This is a genomic window from Brumicola blandensis, from assembly GCF_031846165.1.
GTDB lineage: Bacteria > Pseudomonadota > Gammaproteobacteria > Enterobacterales > Alteromonadaceae > Glaciecola > Glaciecola blandensis.
Genome location: NZ_JAVRIE010000003.1, coordinates 236,268 through 255,304, shown reverse-complemented (window position 1 = coordinate 255,304; position 19,037 = coordinate 236,268). Strand labels below are relative to the sequence as shown.

Annotated in this window: 20 protein-coding genes, 1 tRNA gene and 1 pseudogene; 11 read left to right on the top strand and 11 right to left on the bottom strand. The window is 42.8% G+C overall.

Features of this window, described 5'->3' with window-relative positions; all coding sequences use genetic code 11:
• Positions 1–2: 2 nt before the first annotated feature.
• From flgH to RM544_RS09540, 9 genes are all read right to left on the bottom strand, one after another.
• Positions 3–710, bottom strand: a complete 708-nt coding sequence (gene flgH / locus RM544_RS09580; protein WP_311361566.1) for a flagellar basal body L-ring protein FlgH — start codon at positions 708–710, stop codon at positions 3–5.
• 10 nt (positions 711–720) lie between these two features.
• Positions 721–1,509, bottom strand: a complete 789-nt coding sequence (gene flgG / locus RM544_RS09575; protein WP_195732029.1) for a flagellar basal-body rod protein FlgG — start codon at positions 1,507–1,509, stop codon at positions 721–723.
• Positions 1,510–1,547: 38 nt separating this feature from the next.
• Positions 1,548–2,291, bottom strand: a complete 744-nt coding sequence (flgF, locus tag RM544_RS09570; protein WP_311361744.1) for a flagellar basal-body rod protein FlgF — start codon at positions 2,289–2,291, stop codon at positions 1,548–1,550.
• 573 nt (positions 2,292–2,864) lie between these two features.
• Positions 2,865–4,250, bottom strand: a complete 1,386-nt coding sequence (gene flgE / locus RM544_RS09565) for a flagellar hook protein FlgE (protein WP_311361565.1) — start codon at positions 4,248–4,250, stop codon at positions 2,865–2,867.
• 15 nt (positions 4,251–4,265) lie between these two features.
• Complete coding sequence (flgD, locus tag RM544_RS09560; RefSeq protein ID WP_311361564.1) at positions 4,266–4,958, bottom strand: flagellar hook assembly protein FlgD; 693 nt, start codon at positions 4,956–4,958, stop codon at positions 4,266–4,268.
• Positions 4,959–4,990: 32 nt separating this feature from the next.
• The gene (flgC, locus tag RM544_RS09555) at positions 4,991–5,413 is read right to left on the bottom strand and encodes a flagellar basal body rod protein FlgC (RefSeq protein ID WP_311361563.1); all 423 of its coding nucleotides are present in this window, start codon (positions 5,411–5,413) and stop codon (positions 4,991–4,993) included.
• Entirely contained in the window at positions 5,413–5,814 is a 402-nt protein-coding gene (gene flgB / locus RM544_RS09550; RefSeq protein WP_311361562.1) for a flagellar basal body rod protein FlgB, read from the bottom strand. The genes flgC and flgB overlap by 1 nt, the downstream gene beginning before the upstream one ends.
• Positions 5,815–5,911: 97 nt before the next feature.
• Positions 5,912–6,742: a CheR family methyltransferase gene (locus RM544_RS09545; RefSeq protein WP_311361561.1), complete on the bottom strand. Its 831-nt coding sequence runs from the start codon at positions 6,740–6,742 to the stop codon at positions 5,912–5,914.
• Positions 6,743–6,745: 3 nt separating this feature from the next.
• Positions 6,746–7,681, bottom strand: coding sequence for a chemotaxis protein CheV (locus RM544_RS09540; RefSeq protein ID WP_311361560.1), 936 nt, complete (start codon positions 7,679–7,681; stop codon positions 6,746–6,748).
• A gap of 169 nt (positions 7,682–7,850) precedes the next feature.
• Between RM544_RS09540 and flgA the strand changes: the two genes are divergently transcribed.
• The 4 genes from flgA to RM544_RS09520 all read left to right on the top strand — a co-directional run bounded on the left by flgA (position 7,851) and on the right by RM544_RS09520 (position 10,907).
• Positions 7,851–8,558 (top strand): flagellar basal body P-ring formation chaperone FlgA, encoded by a 708-nt coding sequence (flgA, locus tag RM544_RS09535; protein ID WP_311361559.1) that lies wholly within the window; start codon positions 7,851–7,853, stop codon positions 8,556–8,558.
• 161 nt (positions 8,559–8,719) lie between these two features.
• Positions 8,720–9,055 (top strand): flagellar biosynthesis anti-sigma factor FlgM, encoded by a 336-nt coding sequence (gene flgM, locus RM544_RS09530; protein ID WP_311361558.1) that lies wholly within the window; start codon positions 8,720–8,722, stop codon positions 9,053–9,055.
• A gap of 7 nt (positions 9,056–9,062) precedes the next feature.
• Positions 9,063–9,494: a flagella synthesis protein FlgN gene (locus RM544_RS09525; RefSeq protein WP_311361557.1), complete on the top strand. Its 432-nt coding sequence runs from the start codon at positions 9,063–9,065 to the stop codon at positions 9,492–9,494.
• 75 nt (positions 9,495–9,569) lie between these two features.
• Positions 9,570–10,907, top strand: coding sequence for a magnesium transporter (locus RM544_RS09520; protein WP_311361556.1), 1,338 nt, complete (start codon positions 9,570–9,572; stop codon positions 10,905–10,907).
• A gap of 18 nt (positions 10,908–10,925) precedes the next feature.
• Here the strand turns inward: RM544_RS09520 and RM544_RS09515 are convergent, their stop codons facing one another.
• Together RM544_RS09515 and RM544_RS09510 are read right to left on the bottom strand one after the other, a co-directional pair.
• On the bottom strand, positions 10,926–12,500 hold the full coding sequence (locus tag RM544_RS09515; protein ID WP_311361555.1) for a bifunctional GNAT family N-acetyltransferase/carbon-nitrogen hydrolase family protein: 1,575 nt from the start codon (positions 12,498–12,500) through the stop codon (positions 10,926–10,928).
• A gap of 85 nt (positions 12,501–12,585) precedes the next feature.
• Positions 12,586–13,038 carry an LPP20 family lipoprotein gene (locus RM544_RS09510; RefSeq protein WP_311361743.1) on the bottom strand — a complete coding sequence of 151 codons (453 nt, stop codon included), beginning with the start codon at positions 13,036–13,038 and terminating at the stop codon, positions 12,586–12,588.
• Between the two features lie 287 nt (positions 13,039–13,325).
• Here RM544_RS09510 and RM544_RS09505 point away from each other — a divergent pair, with 287 nt between their 5' ends.
• The 7 genes and pseudogenes from RM544_RS09505 to RM544_RS09475 all read left to right on the top strand — a co-directional run bounded on the left by RM544_RS09505 (position 13,326) and on the right by RM544_RS09475 (position 18,977).
• Positions 13,326–14,525, top strand: coding sequence for a flagellar assembly protein FlgT (locus RM544_RS09505; RefSeq protein WP_311361554.1), 1,200 nt, complete (start codon positions 13,326–13,328; stop codon positions 14,523–14,525).
• Positions 14,526–14,638: 113 nt separating this feature from the next.
• Positions 14,639–14,714, top strand: a tRNA-Arg gene (locus RM544_RS09500).
• Positions 14,715–14,753: 39 nt separating this feature from the next.
• Positions 14,754–14,969: pseudogene (locus RM544_RS09495) on the top strand (hypothetical protein); the annotation flags it as partial.
• Positions 14,970–15,944: a PfkB family carbohydrate kinase gene (locus tag RM544_RS09490; protein ID WP_311361553.1), complete on the top strand. Its 975-nt coding sequence runs from the start codon at positions 14,970–14,972 to the stop codon at positions 15,942–15,944.
• A 130-nt stretch (positions 15,945–16,074) separates the two neighbouring features.
• Positions 16,075–16,902, top strand: coding sequence for a hypothetical protein (locus RM544_RS09485; RefSeq protein ID WP_311361552.1), 828 nt, complete (start codon positions 16,075–16,077; stop codon positions 16,900–16,902).
• A gap of 532 nt (positions 16,903–17,434) precedes the next feature.
• Positions 17,435–17,848 carry a type 2 periplasmic-binding domain-containing protein gene (locus RM544_RS09480; RefSeq protein ID WP_311361551.1) on the top strand — a complete coding sequence of 138 codons (414 nt, stop codon included), beginning with the start codon at positions 17,435–17,437 and terminating at the stop codon, positions 17,846–17,848.
• A 10-nt stretch (positions 17,849–17,858) separates the two neighbouring features.
• Positions 17,859–18,977 (top strand): topoisomerase IV, encoded by a 1,119-nt coding sequence (locus tag RM544_RS09475; protein WP_311361550.1) that lies wholly within the window; start codon positions 17,859–17,861, stop codon positions 18,975–18,977.
• Positions 18,978–19,037 lie beyond the last annotated feature (60 nt).

The following is a 19,037-nucleotide window of genomic DNA, read 5'->3' as shown; positions in this document are numbered from 1 at the left end:
TCCTAAAGTGGCCACCAAGTTGAAGAGAAAAATTTCGTCAACCAACCTTTTTCCTGCGCTTGGGCAAAGGATCCTTTGCCGCTGTACTGAATGCGAGCATTGGCTATTTTGGTTGATTCGATTTCATTGGTAGGCGAAATATCGGCGGCGCGAATAACCCCGGTAAGACGAATATATTCGTCCCCGTTATTAAGGGTTAGCCACTTCTCACCACGAATAATCAGGTTTTGATTTGGGAGCACTTCCACAACAGTGACGGAGATATTGCCAGACAAGCTATTGCTCTGATTCGCTTGTGCGTCACCAGTAAATTCATTCGAGGAGTCTAATCCCAGCTGCAAGGATTCTTTACCTATATTGATGGCATTCCCACCAAGACCAATAATAGGTTGCACATCGACTGTTGACTCTTTGCTTGAGGTTGTCCCTGCGGATTTAGTGGCATTTGTGTTTTCACTCAATTGAACAGTGATAATGTCACCCACGCGACGAGCTTTAACATCAGAGTACAAGCTGTTTGCCATTCCCTTCATGAACAAGCTACCATCTTCAACAATTTCGTCGCGTGTCAAACTCGGCACGGCTGGCGCGTAATAAGGATCATTCGCGGTAACCGGTTGTACTTCGGTAGACTGACAAGCGCTCAGAGCAATCACAACTGTGGTAAGCACTGCGATGAGTTTGAACGAACGTAAAGATAATAGAGTCATGAATTTATTCCTAAAGCTGCTGAATAACTTGGCCAAGCATTTGGTCGACAGAAGAAATCACTTTAGAGTTCATCTCGTACAAACGTTGGCTTTCAATGAGATTCACTAGTTCTTCCGTCACATTCACGTTTGATGTTTCCAAGGTTCCTTGGGCTAATGTTCCCAGCCCTTCAAGACCTGGAACACCTTGAATTGGCGCCCCTGAAACAGCAGTTTCAACGTAAAGGTTTTGACCAATTGGTTGTAAACCAACAGGGTTGATGAAATCGGCTAGGTTCAGCTGACCTAAGACTTGAGGCTCAGCCTGACCACGCAATTGCGCAGACACTTCACCGTCTTGCGAAATTGTCACTTGCTGCGCATCTGGCGGCAAAGTCACGACAGGCTGCAGCACGAAACCCGCACCAGGTGTCACGATATTACCTTGGTCATTCAGCGTGAACTGACCATTTCGGGTATACGCTAAGGTGCCATCAGGTTGCTGAATCTCGAAGAAACCACGACCTTGTATAGAGATATCTAAAGCATTGTCAGTGGTTAATAGATTGCCTTGAGTATGCGATTTTTGGGTCGCAACGACCTTAGAACCTGCGCCAAGCATCAAGCCTGAGGGAAGTTCGGTATCCGCCGACGAACGACCACCCGGTTGATTAATGTTCTGATAGAGCAAGTCTTCGAATACCGCACGGTCCTTCTTGAAACCTACGGTGCTGGCATTTGCCAAGTTATTCGATACAACTGATACATCAGTTTGTGCTGCATCTAGTCCTGTTTTACTTATCCATAATGCTGGGTGCATAACAACCTCCGCGAAAAAACAATTCGCTTTTTAAAAAATTAAATAATTCTGAGTAAGGTATTCGAGCTAGTAACCATTTGGTCAGCTTTCTTCATTAGCTTTACTTGCATCTCATAGTGACGCTGTAAGCTAATCATGCTGACCATCTCTTCAACCGCATTGACATTTGAACCTTCGAGCATGCCCGAACCAACACCAACGTTTATATCCTGAGGGGCAATACCACCTTCTTTCAAATCAAATAAACCATCGTTTCGGCGCTTCATGGTATCCAATGCAGGGTTAACCATTTTTAAGCGGCCTATTTCGTCAATTTGATCCGGTGGTGCTCCTTGCAAACGGCCAGAAATGCGGCCATCGCCTGAAATAGTGAGATTAGTTATGGGTACAGGTAAAAATAGCGGACCATTTTCGCCCAATACCAAATTACCTTTTGAGTCTTGTAAAGCACCATCCACCGTCATCGTTAATGAGCCACTACGAGTATAGGCCTCTTCGCCCTGTGGTGTTTGCACGCTCAGCCAGCCTGAGCCTTGAACTGCCACATCAAGTGGACGCCCAGTGGTAATTAAAGGGCCACTTTCGTAATCATTGCTAGGACTTTCAGTCATGCTAAATACGCGAGTAGGCAAACCTTCGCCGTAAGCAGGCATCGCTCTCGCTTGCTCTAGCTGGGCTTTAAAACCCGTGGTCTGCGCATTTGCCAAATTGTTGGCACGTACTGAAGTCGCAAGAAGGTCTTGTTTCGCGCCACTTGCAGCGATATACAGCATTTTATCCATAGCATTCGACTCTTTTTTGACGTAACTAAAATTGAATACTGAGATGTTTGCAAAGACAATGCCAAACACGCGCGCTCGCCTTCAGGCGAACGTTAACTCGTAGCTCAAGCTCGCTGATAATCCGCAGTTCAAGCACACTAACAGCCTTCAGCCTTTGCCCGAATAAAAGTCGCTGCGAGCCCATCCTTGGGACGCTTGACAATCGGCGTCCTGCCGATTGACACTTTTATTCGAGCAAAGACTTACGGCTTTTTGTTAGCGTGCTTGAGCTGCAGGTGAGCGCTTCACCTATAAAGTGCGGTACCTAAATCAACAAAAAGCGGATGAATCTTAGGGACTTGAAAGTGTCACTCGACATGGATGTCGAGTGCCAAGCGACCCATGGATGGGCTTGAAGCGTCTTTCAAGGCCCTAAGGTTTTTCCGCTGTTGGTTTAGCTACCGCACTCTTTACAAAATGTCGCACGCGGCTTTTATACGGGCAAAGGCTGAAGGCTGTTAGTGTGCTTAAGCTACGGTTTATTTGCAGGCACAAAAAAAGCGGCAATTGCCGCTTTTTTTAGTTTATTCGGTATTATCGAATATTCAGAATTGTCTGGTTCAACTGGTTGTTTACTTCAAGTGCTCTTGAGTTTGCTTGGAAGTTCCGTTGAGCAATAATCATATCGATTAGCTCAGTGGTTAAGTTCACGTTAGCTTGCTCAAGTGCTGACGAGTTAATGTCGCCATAAGTACCTGTTGTGGCTTCGCCCGCTAGTGCCTCACCAGAAAGAATACTTTCTTTCCATTGCGTACCCGATTGTTGTGTTAAACCTTGTTCGTTAGAGAAGCGCACAAGTGCAACTCTTACGATAGGTTCAGAAGTACCATTAGAGAACGTTGCTCTCACTAGACCATCTGCACCAATATCAATACCGGTTAATCGCCCTACTGGCAAACCATCTTGTTCAAGTGAGGTTACTTCAAATGCAGACGCAAACTGTGTTGGCTCATTTGGTGTCGCACTGTTTCTATCCAAGTTAAAATCGATAGTGATTTGTTGGTTTGGATCGGAACCGTTACTAAGTATCGTTGGACCTAGCGCTTCTGTTCTGAATTTAGAATCTGGCTGTGGCAGGCCGTCGGCAGATTGGATACCGATGAAATCACCGCCCTCACTAAATTGTATTTTAGCAGTCGTTACTGCATTGCCGGTATTACCACCGATTGTGTTGACCGCAGTAGCAGGATCTGAATCTGAACCATCCGAGTTTACGGCATCAATCAGCTGATCATCGACTGCTGTTGCCACATACCATTCGTTTACTACACCTGGATCATTGTCCTTAATAAAGTAATAAGTCATAACATGACTGTCACCCAATGAGTCATATACAGTAACTGAGGTTGCTGCATTATAAGTTAAGGGATCTGTTGGGTCGAAATCTGCAGCCACCTTAGCTTGGTCGCCTGCTGGCAAGTTAAAGCGAACGTCAACTTCTGTTGTTTGTTGTGGCGAACCTGACGAATCTGGAATTCTCACTGGTACCGTCGTACTCAAAGCAACTGACGCTGATGTTCCATCAGTGTTTACCGGGAAACCTAACAAGTTGTCGCCTTGTGAGTTAACGACAAAGTTATTGGAATCTAATTTAAATTGGCCAGCTCGAGTGAATGAGAAGTCACGAGAAGTAATTTCTGGCACTGTTGCGAAGAAGCCGTTACCGGTTATTGCCAAATCCAAAGAGTTATTGGTAAAGGTTAAACTACCTTGTGAAAATTGTTGGGCTACTTCTTGTGTAAGCGCACCATCACCTACTTTTGTTTTACCTGACGCCAAGAGTGATGCTGCATAAACATCTCCGAATTCAGCGCGTGATTCTTTAAAACCAACCGTGTTTACGTTTGCAATGTTGTTGGCTGTCGTATCTAAGTCTTTTTGTGAAGCTGAGACTCCGCTTAGTGCGATATTGAATGACATGGGAAAAAACTCCTATTAACTACCGATTTGGATAACGTCATCAAGCTTGATGCTAACGTCACCATCTAAATTAAGAATGACACCTTGGCTTGAAGCGGCCAAGCTCACACTATCTACGTGTCGATTGATTGCAGTGGCAAGTGATGTCGGCTCACCGAAAACATCGCCTTGTACTTGAACGGCATAATCACCAGGCGGCAATGGATTGCCGTTTTGATCTGTACCATCCCAATTAAATTCAATGTTACCAGCAGCAAGGGTACCGACGTCCATCGTTCTAACGACTTCGCCTTGGGCATTTTGAATGGCTATTTTGGTATTCTGAGAGGTTTGTTCATTAATGATAACCCCAGTAATTCCTTCACCTTGGTTGGCAACATGGCCAATATTACCGGTAACAAGTACGTCTTGACCTATCAAGCTGGAAGCTTGAAGAGCTTGGTTGGATGTCATTGAAGAAGAGAATGATTCAAACTTTTCATTCAACTGTGAAATACCATCTGCTGTTGTAAATGACGTCATCTGGGCAACCAATTGGTCATTGTCGACCGGTTTAGTGGGATCCTGGTTGGCTAATTGTTCGGTTAGCAGAGCAAAGAAATCTTCTTGCTTTAGGTTCTGCTCTGAGCCATCCGACACTTTGACTGGCTCAGGTTGCCAATACAAATCGTTATTTAAGCCCGTTGTATTGCGTTCTAATGTATTCATAAAATTTCCTCGCTAAAACGTTTAGCTTAAACTTACTGGCCTTGACCTAATTGCAATACACGTCGGAAAATTCTTTTCGTGGTATCTGCGATTTGAACATTTGTTTCATAGCCTTTTGAGGCTGACATCATATCTGCCATTTCTTCAACAATATTGACGTTGGGACGATAGATATAACCATTCTCATCCGCCATAGGGTTATTTGGTGCATACTCCACATTCAGCGGCTTTGTGCTTTCAACCACCCCTAACACTTTGACACCTGCGCCTTTTGTCATGTCGTTAGATGCTTGATCCAATGCTGCGGCAAAGACCGGATGACGAGCTTTATATGTATCTTCGTAACTGCTGCTGACCGAGTTAGCGTTAGCAATGTTACTTGCCGTGGTATTCAAGCGGACACTTTCTGCCCCCATACCCGTACTCGCAATTTTCATAATATTAAATAAACTCATTAACCTTGACCTCCGCCACCTAGCGCTTTTTTCATGCCTTTAATCTTTCCGTTCAGGAGCATAATACCGGCCTGATAGCGCATACCATTGTCGAGAAAGTTATTACGTTCAACTTGCGCGTCGACAGTATTGCCATCACCAGTATCAGGTTGGTCCGGAACTCTGAATTCAATTTCCGCTTGCATTTGCGAGCGGCCAGATAAATGTTTGTCGTGGGTTTTTACAAGGCTACCTTGGTCATATTGCGCACTTTTCATCGCCTTATTAAAGTCGATATCTCGTGCTTTATAACCCGGTGTGTTAGCGTTTGCGAGGTTGCCAGAAATGACTTCCATACGATCACTTCGTATCGAAAGCGCTTTTTGATGGAAGCCTACAAGTCTGTCTAAACTAATCGCCATAATAATTACTCACACATTCTTTCATGCCAGTGTTCAGCAAATGATGTGCCAATCAGTAATTATTTTTGTAGGAAAGTGATATTTTTATTGAAGTGTTTTACGCAGACTTACGGTAATAAAGGCCTGAAGGCTGAGTTAACATTTTGAAATGAGCACTCGCACCTCCTAGTGACTCGGATGCCCCCAAGATCAAACTGCCTTCAGACTGCAAAGAAGCGGAAATATTTTGCAGTATCCGTTTTTTTTGTTCGCTATCGAAGTAAATCAGCACATTACGGCAAAAGACCACATCGAACTTCCCAAGGGAGGCAAAACTGGTCGTCAGATTGAATTGCTTAAAGTCCACCCACTTTCGAATAGCAGATACGACACTCATCGTTTTGTTATCATGATGCTCAAAGTATTTTCGTTTCACATCATCCTCTAGGCCACGACTTAAGGAGAGCTCGTCATATGTTGCCGCCTTCGCTTGAGCAACCACAGTATTAGACAAGTCAGTCCCAAGAATTTGGATCCCACCTTGAAAGGCAGATGGATAGGACTTCTTGAATTCCGCAATGGTAATGGCGATGGAGTATGCTTCTTGCCCGGTTGAGCTTGCCGCACTCCAAATTCGCAAGCGATTTTGCTTTTTGGCCAACTCGGGCAAAATAGTGTTTTTCAGGATACTGAAGGGATACTTATCTCTAAACCAAAGTGTCTCGTTAGTGGTCATCGCTTCGATTGCTGACTGAGTTAGGCCAGAGTCACTTTGTCGCATGATTTTTTCAATCAATTGATCAATATCGGTCAGCCCATGACGATGTAAAAGAGGCACCATACGGCTGCGAACTAAATATTGTTTCGAGCCTCCTAAAACAATGCCACTTTTTGTGTGTAAAAAGTGGCAGAATTTTTCGTACAAGGCTGGTGAAAGGTCTTTATTCACACATTATTTCGCTTTTAGCTCAGTACCTAACCATTTTTCAACTGCGCTTGCTAATTCATCAGGGTGGAATTTGGCTATGAAATCGTCTGCGCCCACTTTCTTAACCATTGCCTGATTAAAGACACCACTTAGCGAAGTATGCAAAACCACATGCAAACGTGCCAACTCTGGGTCATTTTTAATTTCAGCCGTTAGCGTGTACCCATCCATTTCTGGCATCTCTATGTCAGAAACCAATACGCCCACTTTATCAGTCACATCACCGGTTTCACTGGCTAACTTTTTCAACATCTTCAGCGCTTCCAGACCGTTTTTAGCTACTTCGATCTCCAAACCTAGCGCTGTCAAAGCTTTCTTGACCTGGTTTCTGGCTACAGATGAATCATCCGCAATGAAAATAATCTTACCTTCACTTGAGCTCACATCTAAGGTATCAGCTAAGTCTTGGCTAATATCAGTGTTCAATGGTGAAATTTCATTGAGGATTTTTTCTACATCCAAAATTTCAATCAGCTCATTCTCAACTTCCGTAACGGCAGTTAAATAGCTTGCTTTACCGGTGCCTTGTGGCGGCGGCATAATGGCGTCCCAGTTTGTATTAATAATACGCTCGACGGAGCCCACTAAGAATCCTTGCACTGAACGATTATATTCAGCAATGATAATGAAGCCTGACTCTAGGTTTTCAATCTTTCGACCACCCGTCGCCATACTCAAATCGATAATGGAAATAGTTTGTCCACGAATGTGCGCAACCCCTCTTACAAGAGAGTTCAATTTGGGTATTTGAGTAAGAGGAGGACATTGCAAGACTTCACGTACTTTAAATACGTTGATCCCGAAACGCTGTCTACCATTCAGACGAAACAAAAGCAGTTCAAGTCGGTTTTGCCCAACAAGCTGCGTTCGTTGGTTTACAGAATCCATAATACTGGACATTCATTACCTCCAATTTCATTTTAGGCATGATTGTTGCCTTGTGTAATATACCGTATTACCAGCGCACGTTTAAGAGAAAAATGTGCCGGACTTTTGACACTTATATTGTCACCATACTAAGTGCCAAAGTTAGCATGCTGGAAAGCAACATAAGCATAGGTATAAACAGATGCAAATTAACATAAGTAACTCGTTATCGACCACTACTGGCATTGGCTTGACATTATTTTTCACGCTTTTTGCAAGTTTTTCCAAAGCGTCGGTACATCAAAGCATACAGCATCAAGCCGAACTATATGTGCAACAAAATGCAATTATAGACAATAGTGCCGATTTAACCATTAAAGCGGCGAAAATTGATGAACGTATTCATATACCACAGTGCCAGACACCTTTTGCATTTGAAGCCTCGCAATCGAGCCTGAAGCAATCGAATGTCTCGGTCAAAGTAACTTGTCCTAATTCAAGTTGGTATTTATTTACCTCAGTGCAGGTACAACAAACTAAACCGGTTGTTGTGATGTCGGAAACCATGAGTCCAGGCTCACTTTTAAGTGAACAAAATCTGTATATTGCCGATATCCCTATTAACAGGCTCAGAGGGTCGACATATACGAACCCTGATCATTTAATTGGCGCGCGTCTTAAAAGAAGAGTCCGCCCCGGTCAGATAATCAATAACGCTATGCTTTGCTTTGTATGTAAAGGCGACAAGGTGACAATTATGGCGCAAACGAAGGGTTTGCAGCTGAAAGTGTCAGGCATTGCTCAGCAAGATGGCAACTTGGGTGATACCATTCGCGTGCAAAATGCACAGTCTAAAAAGACGGTTTCTGCGACGGTTTCTAGTACAAGTGAAGTGAGTATTCATATTTAGTAGTGATAAAAAATTGACACTTTTATCTTATGAGCTTGAAAGAAAGGGAATTAATTACGTAAAAACAAGCAGAAAATGTGTTTTTAATTCACTTTTTTGCTAAAGTAAACCACATGAACGCCGATAACATGACTGAGGTGTTATAGGTTCTGGAAAAAATTATGACTATTAATAACGTAAATAACAATGCAAACAAACCGCAAATTGACGGGCAGAAGTTGTCACAACAACAGACGCAAGGTCAAGCTGCGACCACAGGAAACGCAACGCAAACTGCCGCACCAGCTGCAGCACCGCGTGGTGATTCTGTGTCACTAACACAGTCAGCACAGCAATTGTCTCAGGTACAGAAAAAAGGTACCGAAGCCCCTGTTAATCAGGAAAAAGTGGACAAACTAAAGAAAGCAATCGCTGAAGGTGAGTACAAAATCAACCCAGAAGTATTAGCGCAGAAAATCGCTAAATTGGAATCTCAAATATTCGGTTCTGGAGCGTAAATAAAATATGATGCCTAGTCTATTGAGCGCAATTGATAAGCAATTCGAACAACTGACTTCTCTCAAAGCCTTGCTTGAGAATGAGCTGCATCTGATTAGCTCCAGAGAACCCGAAACATTGATGGGTTTATTGAAAGAAAAAGAAGAGCTATTAAATCAAATAGAGTCTGAAGACGCATCTATCGCAAGCCTATTTGAAAAAGCAAAAGCAAACGAAGAAAACGTGGAAGAAGCAGTCGCTGCAATGAACAAATGCAACGCAATCATCCATGAATGTAAATATCTCACCCAAATCAACGCTAAATCGGTTGAACAGGGTCAGCTAAGACTGACACACCTGCGCAATTTGATGATGGAGCTTAGAGCTCGTGAATCAATGACCTACGACCGCAGCGGAAAACCAACAGGCGACGGATCATCTAAAGGATTCACAGCTTAACCCCTTTTTTTGATTTACAAATGCCACTAGTTTCCATAGCATGGCGGTGTTCTCACGGCAGCCTATTGAGCAATTATGTCTGATCAAATTCCTAGTTTAATCGAAGAAATCGTTAAAGCCGACGCGCTCGAAGATAATGCCGAGTTGATCAATACCATTGCATCTACCGATTCTGAAAGCCTTGCATTGCTATTGGAATCATTGCCCGTAGAACAAAGGGTAAATAGCTGGGAGCAAATCCCCAGCCATAAAAAACTAGATGTATTAGTCGACATGCGCGCTGACCCGCGCTCCCCACTTATCGACGCTACCCCAATTGATAAATGGGAAAACATTTTTCAAGATGTTGATTCCGAGCAACTACTAGAAATTTGCGACAGTCTGCCAAACAACCTAGTTGATATTGCCGTCTCGGCAATGGGTAAGCAACAGCGCCAATTCTTTCAAGATGCGAGTCAATTCAAAGACAATCAAATTGGTCACTGGTTAAACCATGATGTATTGGTGTTGCCACTCAATGCCAAAGTCAGTGACGCCTTACGTTTGATACGCCGCGAAGTACCTGAATCAACCGAATGTATCTTTTTAGTCAACAGAACTGGGCAGTTTTCTTCAGCCGTGAAGTTTGATCGGCTTTTTCGTGCGCCAGAACATATTCCATTGGTCGACTTATCGGTTGAATTCATCAGTGTAATTAAGGCAGAACAAGATGCAGTGCAAGCTGCTAGAGTCGTTCAGAACAGCGGATTTATTTCGTTACCCGTGTTGGATGATACCAATAAGCTATTGGGCCGCGTTGATATTGTCACTGCTTGTGAATTAGTGAATGAAGATTATGAACGACAAGTCATGTCATCTGCAGGTATGGACGAAAACGAGGATTTGTTCTCTAGTGTGAGAAAGAGTGCAAAAAAGCGTGCTATTTGGCTGGGTATCAATTTGGTCACCGCTTTTCTAGCCTCATGGTTCATTGGCTTGTTTGAGGCGACTCTTCAAGAGGTAGTGGCATTGGCTGTATTGATGCCAGTAGTTGCAAGTATGGGCGGAATAGCGGGCAGTCAAACACTCACCCTAATCGTTCGTGGCCTAGCGCTAGGGCAAGTCACTGACAGTAACCGCAAAGCGTTACTAGAAAAAGAATTGAAGGTAGGTTTGTTGAATGGTGTCATTTGGGCAACTGTGGTTGGTGCAATTGCTTACTTGTGGTTCGATAGTAGTTTACTTGGCATCGTGATTTCTATTGCCATTCTATTGAATATAGCAATGGCAGCATTAACCGGCGTGTTGCTACCTATCGTATTGAATAAGTTAAAGATAGACCCTGCGTTATCAGGGTCTGTCATTCTTACAACGGTAACCGACATCGTTGGCTTTGTGGCTTTCTTAGGGTTAGGTAGCTTGTTACTGCTCTAAGCTCGCCTTAATTAGCCGTTAAGACTTGCCACTGTCGTACGCATTTTTACCGATCCAATCGACTCGGTATAAATCGCGTCGACGGTCTAAATAATTGCGTACCGAGCCCTCATTTTTCAACTTCGTGAGCTTGTTATAATCTAAATCGACTATTAAGGTCATTTCAGTGTTAGGCGTGGTTTCCGACACAATTGCGTCATGTGGGAAAGCAAAATCCGAGGGCGAAAATACAGCCGTTTGTCCGTATTGAATATCAACGTTGTCTACTTTAGGCAAGTTACCCACACTACCAGCAATGGCAACGTAACATTCATTCTCTATCGCTCTAGCTTGCGCACAACGACGAACTCTCAGGTAACCATTCTTAGTGTCAGTCCAAAATGGCACAAACAACACCTGCATATCTTGCTCATTTAAAATACGCGCAAGCTCTGGGAACTCAACGTCGTAACAAATCAGCACACCTATTTTACCAAAATCAGTGTCGAACACCTTAAGCTCATCCCCGCCTTTCATGATCCAATCAGACTTTTCATGAGGTGTAGGATGCAGCTTCGACTGTGCTTCTAATGAGCCATCACGATGACAAACATAACTCACGTTATATAGCTCATCATCTTCAATGACAGGCACTGAACCAGCGATAATATTAATATTATAGGTGATCGCAAGCTTAGAAATGGCAGTGATGATTTCATCGGTGTAGGTCGCTAGATGCCAAATTGCATCAATTGAACTATCTGAGTCAGCTAAGCCCATTAGCGGCGCATTGAAAAACTCAGGAAACAATGCAACATCACACGAGTAATCAGATAAGGCATCGACGAAGTATTCTACTTGCTGAAGCAATTCACCAACATTTTCAAAGTAACGCATTTGCCATTGAACACATCCAATACGCGCTGACTCTTTAACACCATTAATAATAGATGGCTTCTCTGCATCGTAGTATATGTTGTGCCACTGCAATAACGTTGCATAGCCACGTGACGCTTTATCTTCCGGTAAATAGGCCTTTAAAATTTGCTTCACTTCGAAGCCATTAGAAATTTGAAAGGTCAGGATAGGATCGAAAATGTCCTTTGATTTAACTTTCTCAATATATTCGTATGGAGTTAGTTCGCTAGAATACTTTGAATAATTAGGAATGCGACCACCGGCCATAATAGACTGAAGGTTCAGGTTGCGACAAATCTCTTTGCGCGCCTCATACAAACGTCGGCCTAAACGCAAGCCTCGGTAGTCATTCGATACGAATATATCAACGCCATAAAGAACATCACCTTTGGGATCGTGCGTGGTTAAGTAAGCATCACCGGTAATTTGATCGTAAGTGTGCTTGTCACCAAATTTGTCATAGTCAACAATCACAGCAAATGCTGCGGCAACAACTTTACCCTTATCTTCTATGCATATTTGTCCATCGGGGAAGGTATTGAGTTGGGCTTGGTATTCGCGTAATTTCCAAGCGCCACCAACGTGTTGATACACGTCATCCATTAACTCTTTAATGTCGTCGAAATCGTCGAGCGTTAAATGGCGAAGTTCTAATAGGTGTTCACCCTCACCTGCATGACTCATGTCTTGACTCATAAAATCCCAAATTAGCTTATAGAAGCTCTTATGTTAGAGCAAATTGTGCTGAACTCAAGGTTTGTTAGAAGTCTGCTTGCTCAAATCAATAGTAAGTGACCTTTCGTATTTTTTTCGGCTTGGCTGTTGAAAGGTAGATGTCATAGACTCGTGACATGTCTAGCTCTAATTCCGTTGCGTATGTGTCTTCACCTACGGGGTAACTCTTTACAACACGAGCGCCTCGAATAACGCCTTCCACCGAGCTTTTTAACTGGTTGTTTGTCAGGATCAAATTTGCTAACTCTTGCTCACCGTCAACTTTTTGGCCATAAACTTGTTCCGCCAATTCGCGGTAGGCGTCAAGTTTTGATGCCTTTATCGCCATCAGTGTTTTGGTAGAATCATCCGACGCCAGTTGTGCATCTATTGGTGCATAACCCACAGCACTGAGCACAGGATAAGATTCAGGCTCAATCGTTTCCCATTCCACATGCTTGGTAAACATTGAGCTACAGCCCGACAAAGCGGCGACAGCGAAAAGCATCATCGCGCTCATTAGAAGCTGTTTTTTATTTGGTAAATAGTTCGTATACTCTTGCATGGTTGTTTCCTACTGCCTTGCTTTGTTGTTTTAGCAGAGTCTATCTAGTAGCTTTTCTTAATAGACGCTGTATTCATATGCTTCGTTATTGAGACACTAAGCAATAAGCGAACCAACTATTTCAGATTAAACCTTCAAATCCTCTAAATGTGCCTTATGGCATATAACTTGTATAGCCAAAGCAATAACACTGTTTTTTGACAGTATCAGTTTAGTCTTAGTTGTCTTGCAGAGACTCATAAATGCAATGCAACCTTGAACAGCATAACGTTGAGCACATTGATATGAAAACACCTTGGTACACTATTTTTGGGTTTGTTCTTTTGTCACTTAGTTTTAGCCACACAGCTAAGGCGGCCTGGTTCTCAGCCACTGGGCAAGCAGCTATTCTAAACGGTGATAAAGTGGCTGCTAGAGAACAGGCAACAGAAGAAGCAATTAAGCAAGCCTTATTGTTTGCTGGCGCATCTGTGCGAAGCGTACAACAAATGACGAACGGTCTACTGATGGATGATCATTTAGAGATTCGCTCTAGTGGTGAGGTAAATACGATTGAGTTTATTGAAGAGGTATATGAAGATGGCTATGTCACCGTATCTATTCGCGCAGATATCTTTTCACAAGAATCACAATGCAGCGCAGCCGATTATACCAAGCGTATTGCAACTACATATTTCCCTTTACGCTACGGTGCACAAGCGGCGGATGGCCAGCTACATACTTTCGGTGAAGCGGCAGCAATGAAGCTTCAGGAGACATTTGCGGCTATCACAACAAGTCTTACCGTCTCTGATGTAGAACCGTATATTCTAAATTGGCATACAACAAATCAAGCAATGCAGGCCGTCAGACTGGCAGAAAAAACGGATGTTCAGTATGTATTAGCAATTACCATTGATGACATTAGCGTAGAGCGCAATCAATCGAATGCGTTTACGTTTTGGAAGGGTGAACAAGCGGTGCGAAACCTTGCCTATAGCATCACGCTATTGAACGGTGCTTCAGGTGAAACCTTGATGAGTAAGCAATATCGACTATCAGAAGCTTGGGAGTTTGACCGGACCAAAACTGTCGACGTGCATTCAGATCAATTTTGGCGAAGTCGTTTCGGCCGTGCTGTTTTAGAGAGCATGCAGCAAGCAGCAGTCGACTTAGAAGAATTTGCCATGTGCGAGCCGACTATGGGTAGAATCTTGGCAGTAGCAAACAACCAACTACAAATTAACCTTGGTGAAAACCAACAAGTGAAAGCTGGAGACCAACTTACCTTATTTAGTGTAAAACAAATTCAGGACAACTTTGGTCAACAATATAAGCAGTTTGTGTTACACCCTACTCCTCTTGTTGTGACACAAGTATTTGCTGAAACAGCCACGGTCACTAGCCGAGACCGAAGCCTTTTAGGTAATATTCAAGCAAATGATTTTGTTGCTAGGCAATAATCGTCGATTGATTTGACGCTTCATTTATTCTGTAAGCTCAGCAGCACAATGTCGGTAAAACGCACCGACTTGTTTTGATTCATAAAGTAGCACAAAATAAGGCTTTGCCCCTCCACCCCTTAGTTTAACTGGATAAAACGAGGACCTCCTAAGTCTTTGATACAGGTTCAAGTCCTGTAGGGGTGGCCAGTTTTTGTTTATCGTAACCTATAACTTACTAAACAAGCCGATGTTATATTTGTCGGTTTGGGTAATATCGGTGTAAACTCCCCTCCAATCAACGACGACTTTATTGATGTAAATGTAGATGACGCAAAAGAACTCGTTAAACTAGGCGCAGTAGGCGAACTTATTGGCTGGGTCTATAACAAAAAACGTGAATTGCTCGACTGTGGCATAATTACCAATAAATATACAGCAGAGCATCTGCTAGAGATGAAGTAAATGACTGAACACACAAACAAACCGAAAGCTGCAGTATTTGGTGAAGCTCTATTTGACCTCATAGAACAAACTGAAGGCATTCTGCATTCTCATATTGGTGGCTCCCCTTTTAACGTAGCGCAAAGCTTTGCACGCCAAAACATAGATATCAGCTACTTATCGCCTATTTCAAACGATATTTACGGTACACGTTTAAAGCAGTTTGCCAGCAAAGAAGGCATTACGCTTCCTGAGAATAACCGTTCAGATTTACCTACTTCCTTAGCGTTAGTATACAAAGACGAGCAGGGTCAGCCTGACTATTGCCTTTATCGTAAACACATTGCCGATTTAGACATTGATGCAGCTACTTTGCAATCGGTCATCCCTGAAGATATCGAATTGTTTCATACTGGTTCGTTAGCACTTGTGCCGAGTATGGTAGACGTATTAGAGCCTTGCTTTACAGTATTAAAACAGCGTGAAGTCTGCGTCAGTATCGACATTAACATGCGAAAAGGTGTAGAGGCCGATAACGAAAGCTACGTAAAAGCGGTAACATCATTAGCGAACTACGCTGATATTATAAAAGTAAGTGATGAAGATTTACTTGCGCTCGGCTCAACAGTAGCGCCTCTTGATGGTGCAAAAGAACTACTTGCACAAACGAATGCCAGCATGGTTTTGTTGACCCTTGGCGAACATGGTGCCACTTTAATCACCAACAAGTTTGAAGTCACCAAACCCGTTTTTTCCCCGACACCTTTCGTCGATGCAGTAGGTGCTGGAGATACTTTCTTCTCAGCGTTTCTCGCTCAGTTATTACGGCAAGGACAAATAAAACAACCTTGGTCAGATGAGGCTCTCGAATACACTTTGCAGTTCGCGCTAATGGCGGCAACTCTAAACGTCGAAAAAAACGGATGTAACCCGCCAACTCAAATAGATGTTGAGCACGCAATGAAAGCGAGAGCTTCACAACTTAAAACAATCTAAGCACGCGTATGCAACAGGTAATCATGTAGCATTTGACTATGCAAACATGTGCAGGGAAATCGAAGAGACGCAGTGTTCTGGATAATCCCAGGGGTATCAGATCAAATATATTATAATATTGTGTATAACAATGACCTTGGGACTTAGTGTTTACATTTTTTCGAATGATGACAAACCCCTGGATGAAGGATTAGACACATCGAAGCCGAGTCAAGTAATTCAGAATCCGTTAGAAGTCGAACAAAGGGCGAATAAGACCACCTTAAACGTTGACGAAGTAGCTACAAAACCTGACTATAAACCGACCAACTTCAATAGTCTTATCGCTGAATATGATTTTCCCACTAAGGAAAAATACACTCTTTTTAACCAACTGCTTTTTGGTGCTTTGGAGTTTAGTACTGAAAGAGAATTTAAAAGTTTAAAGAATAACGGATTCCCTTCAATTGAGGACGTAAAATACGTTCTTCAAAATAACCCTGATTATATGAGCCAAAAATTATTTAGCGAATTGGAAAACCACCCTATATTGGACTCAAGTGCTGACTTAAATTTTGATGCTGTAGCATCTCTCAATTTGTTGGAGGCTATAGTCAATTTAGAAAGAACGATAAGATTTTTTATTCCTTCATACACCAGAGGACAGCCTTTTCCAAGAGGTGAAGACTGGCCTGAGGGAAAAAGACCACAACAAGTCAAAGAGGCTGCAAAGCTATTAATCTTAGCCCAAGCGTCTGTTCGCAACGAATCAGGTATTGGTTTATTAGCGAGGGCGAGATTCGATGAACTTAATTTTTATGGTCAAAGCGAAGAGTCACTTATTAAATTAGTATTTGATAAGGTATCTGATGCGCAAATAAAACTCGAAATAAATTCTTTAGATAAATACATAATTGAACATTATCCGAAATATAATAATTTATATGAAGAAATGGTGAAAGAAAAAGCGGAGCTGTAGCAGAAATGTTCTGATGCCTTCAAAGTCGGTGGCACCATATGGATTTTGGGAATAGCTCTCTAAAAAAGGAGCTGGAAGTAAATGTTTGAGTTAGCGTGCTACCGAATCGCTAAATATCCTTACAACCAAAGTGATCGTTTACTTATCAGTGAAGCTTGCTTTCTGCATACACCGCCATTTTGCTGAGTATACACCCACCCCTAAGTCTTTGTTACAGGTCAGAGTTATGTAATATTGGTCAGCAATAATCAGTTCAAAAACGCGTATAAAGTACTTCCTATAATTAGTCATTTTCATACCCCCCTACTACTTATTCATACCCTATCTTCGTTTACTTTTATTTCAGTGGCCTTTAGTCTCTTCGGCCTTAGCTATTGAAGTCATCAGACAAGTCGTTAAATAGGTATTTCTAACGATACGGAAAAGGTGGCGATATTAATAACTAAATGCACCCGCAGTGACATTCACGGAAAGACAGATGTGATTGTGACAGGTTGCAAGTAACTACACTCAACTCAAGGAAATAGACAACATGAAGCGTATTATTGGCACTTTCATATTTGGTGCCTTATTCAGTTCTCAAGTTTTCGCAGGCTACGCAGTAGTCGTGCACCCTGAAAACACATCTGAAATTGACTATCAATTAGTGAAACGCATTTTTCTAGGCAAAGAAACTGCCTTCTCGAACGGTGAAGTCGCTACAGTATTAACCCATTCTCCAGACTCCGCGCTACGTGTGGAATTTGACGAAGCAGTTCTCCAGCGCAGAACCGCTGCTGTTGACGCCTACTGGTCAAAGCTCGTATTTACAGGTCGAGGCACTATGCCAAAGACTGTGAGCTCAGATCAAGAAATGATCGAATTAATTCTACAAAACAAAAACGCAATTGGCTTCATCGATACGTCTTCTGTCAACAGTGACGTGAAAGTCGTGAAAATAGACTAAGGAGATTGTCATGAAAAAATCATTAATAGTAGCAATGCTGAGTACAGCAGTTGCCCTTCCAGCACACGCTGACATCCGTATAAACGGTTTTGCCAATTTAGTTGGTGGTGTTACCGGGAGTGAGGAATCACTTTACGGATACGACGACACATTTAATTTTAGTGAAGAAAGCCTTTTTGCTCTTCAGGCAAGTGGCAGCATTAACGAAAGAATGTCAGCAACGGTTCAAATTCTAGCACGTGGAGCAGACGACTATTCTCCAAACTTTGAATGGGCTTATGTATCATACAGAATGACTAACAGAGCAACATTCTCAGCAGGTCGATTCCGTCTACCGCTATTCAAATACTCTGACTCTTTGGATATTGGTTACTCACACCATTGGGTATCAGTACCTCAAGCAGTTTATGATGTACCATTTAACAACATCGACGGATTCCGTTTAGATTATTCTGACTTCGTTGGAGATTGGGAAATCAAGTTAGGTGGCGCGGTCGGTGCATTCGAGAATGAAGTATCTGGCGGTGTTATCACTGGCGACAATACTCATATGGTTAATGCTGAATTGTCTAATGACTGGTTCAGTGTTCGTGCTGTATATGGTGGTACTGAAGCAACCTTCTCACAAGCACAATTAGATGCAGTTGTAGGACAAATTGGTCAAGCCAACGCTGGTTTTGCTGACTTCCTTGCAATTGATGAAGATACAGCAAACTTTGTTGGTGTCGGTTTCAACATTGACCGCTTCAGCTGGTTCTTATCTGGTGAGTATACCAACATCGAGATTGCTGATTCTTACACGCCAACTGATGAAGCTATGTTCGTTACCGCTGGTTTCAGAGCAGGTAAGTGGACGCCTTCATTAACATACTCTGTGTTTGAAGGGGATGAAGTGAAGGGTGTTGAAGAGCTAGCAGCCTTAGGTCAGCCTTTAGAGGCGGCGTTAACACCGGCTGTATTAGGTATTAATGCACAATTTGCTCAAAACTATCAAGTTGCCACGGCAACGATTCGCTATGACTACGCAGCAAACTTTGCAGTGAAATTAGAATTCAGCCAGTACACAGATGACTTGGTTGAAGCTAGAGACGCTTCACTCGCTAGATTTGCAATCAACTACGTATTCTAAGTTAGTGAATGAAAGCCAGCCCACTTGTTGTGGGCTTCTACTTCCTATTAGGATTGACCT